This is a genomic window from Candidatus Woesearchaeota archaeon, from assembly GCA_003695435.1.
Lineage (GTDB): Archaea > Nanobdellota > Nanobdellia > Woesearchaeales > UBA11576 > J101.
This window is the reverse complement of the sequence record RFJL01000066.1, coordinates 1-2623: the sequence shown is the minus strand read 5'-3', so window position 1 is coordinate 2623 and position 2623 is coordinate 1. Positions and strand designations below refer to the sequence as shown.

General features: G+C 42.5%; 2 protein-coding genes. Both read right to left on the bottom strand.

Annotated elements, in window-relative coordinates; all coding sequences use genetic code 11:
• Positions 1–1568: Glu-tRNA(Gln) amidotransferase GatDE subunit E (locus D6774_04830; protein RME77330.1), on the bottom strand; the 1568-nt coding region annotated here is incomplete at its 3' end.
• Positions 1568–2623, bottom strand: a 1056-nt coding sequence (gene gatD / locus D6774_04825; protein ID RME77329.1) for a Glu-tRNA(Gln) amidotransferase GatDE subunit D, incomplete at its 5' end; no start/stop codon positions are given. The genes gatD and D6774_04830, both read right to left, overlap by 1 nt.

Sequence of the window (2623 nt, the reverse complement as noted above, 5' to 3'; positions counted from 1 at the left end):
TCGCCTTTGTTTAGCGCATCAAAGATCAACTCCCATTGTTCATCAGAAACCGTGATTTCCAGGTTGTGTTTTTTCCCTATGGTTTTAGGAAGAGAAATCATGCTTTCTGCCATAAACGCTGTTTTTACCGAGGTGAATCGTTTTGCAAAGCTCTCAAAAAGATCGGCGTAGTTATGCCTGCACAAATCGCGTGCAAGATCTTCAGAAAGACCATATTCTTCTTTGAAACGCTCAATGCGCTGAGTAATAAGTTCGGGAAGAATAATATGAGAAGGGTCAATACGAACGGGCAGGGCATCTGTTTCAGGATAGAGCCTAGCTGCTCCCGGCATAGGCCTCATGTACGAGGTAGTACCGTCATCGTTTGCTTTGCGTACTTCTTTTGGAACGCCACGCCCCAACATTTTTACACGTTCAAGAACTGCTTTAAGAGCGGTATCAACCCTCCACTCTTCGTCAGCGATAAGGCAAAAACCATCTCCAAGATGCTCTTTTAATGCATCAAACTCCTCTTGGGTAATGCCGTATTTGGGTAATTCATCTGAATGGAATAGGCCTTTAACACCACCTGCAACTTTTGCATAGTCCGAGAGTTCAGTTCCTATACGTCTTCCTGGTTGCACTTCTCGACCAAAGAACCCTTTGAGAAAGGGTAGTTTTAGTGCTTTTACCTTTCCTTTTTTTTCAAGGCAACTCTGAACTACTTTTGATTCTGATTTTTCAAGTACGTGTGTTACGTCATAGAGTGTTTCATCAACATCAAAAGATCCCAACTCTTTTCGCACACGTAACAGCTCCATTTGACGTTTCGCTTCGTATTCCACAAGAGTGGGGATGAGCTTAAGATCTTGGGCGCCCTTAATTTCAATACGGTTACCTCCTGCAATGGAAACATTTACATCTTGACGAATTGTTCCCAATCCTCTTTTAGCTTTTCCCGTTGATCGCAACACCATTCCTATGTGTGCTGCTGCCTCTTTTGCTTGTTGAGGTGTTTTAATATCAGGCCCTGTACCGATTTCAATGAGAGGAATTCCTAAACGAGAAAGATTATACACATCTTTTGATGTTCCTCGCTCAACAATTTTACAACTATCTTCTTCTATAGATATTGTAGGAATAGTGATGGTCCCTTGGGATGTTTGAAACGACCCATTACGTGCGATGAGTGCTGTTCGCTGAAAACCTGATGTATTAGATCCATCAACCACTGTTTTTCTCATAACTTGTACTTCATCAACAAGTTTTGCATTAAGAAGCATTGCTGTTTGCACCCCTGCAAAGAGTGCGTCTTGATTCATTAGATGAGGAGGTTCTTCATCAAGTTCAACAAGACAGGTAGTATCTGTGTATCCTTGATACTCATACGTTTTTGACTTTGCCATTTCAGCTGCTGCTGCAACATCAACCTCTCCTGTTTCCCCAATGGTTGCACGCAGTTTTCTCATAACGGAAAAATCAGCTGCGTCTTCTCTAATGATGGTAGGACAATTACAAAAGAGCTTATGTCCTTCTATTTGCTGATGGATTTCAATACCGCAGGTAAGTCCAATTTTTTCCCAGTCCATTAGTTCAAAAAACTCCTCTCATCAATAATTTCATTTATTTCCCCAGCCATGTTTTCAAGTAATAATGTTTTAACGTCTTCTTTACTCGTCGCTTTTGGAAGGATGCAGCCTAATTTCACATAGGCCGTTTCAGGCGTCATGTCTGATGCAAAGATACAGCCAAGACCAATAGAGAGTTTGCGCAGATTGGTGTAAACATAAGGATTTGTTCGTCCGTAAAGTGTTTGAGATGCTATCACTACAGGAATTCCCTTTTCTTTTGCTTTTTCAAGCACGTCTACTAGACTATGTTTTCCGCTAGTGGGCACATGGCCAAGAGCGGTTGCTGCAAGAACAATCCCTTTAACTCCCTTGTTAATAACATATTCAACCAGTCCAGGATCTATTCCGGGATAGATAGTGATGAGTGCTATATTTGTTTCAAACTGACCAGAGCAATGAACGGTGCTTGTAGTTCTTTTACGGTAATTGGGGTGCAGAACCTCAAGAGTTTGATCAGTTACCTTTGCAAGTGGTTGCTCGTTAATGGGTCGAAACGCGTCACGGCGCGAGGTGTGCATTTTCCGCACTTTTGTTCCTCGTAGCAAGAAGCAGTAATCGTCAGATGTTGTTGCATGCATACAAGTTACAACTTCTGCACCATCCCAAGTGGCAGCTGCGCGTACAGCACAGATGAGGTTCATAAAAGCATCAGTGGAGCCTCTATCGATGGAACGCTGCGATGCGGTGAAGATAACGGGTTTGTTGAGGTCTTCAAGGAGAAAAGACATTGCAGCAGTTGAGAAATGAAGAGTATCTGTTCCGTGGGTAACTACGATTCCTGTAATGTGATCTTTATTTGCTTCCTCACAAATCGCATGTGCTAATCTGAGCCAATCATCTGGATGCATATCCTCGCTCATCATACAATCAACTGCACGAGATTCAATGTTTGCAATAGTGGTAAGTTCAGGACACATTTCAACAAAATCAGAAGCATCATAGCTTGCACTCACTCCACCCGTGCGGTAATCAACCTTACTTGCAATGGTCCCTCCAAAGGAGAGTATTGAAAC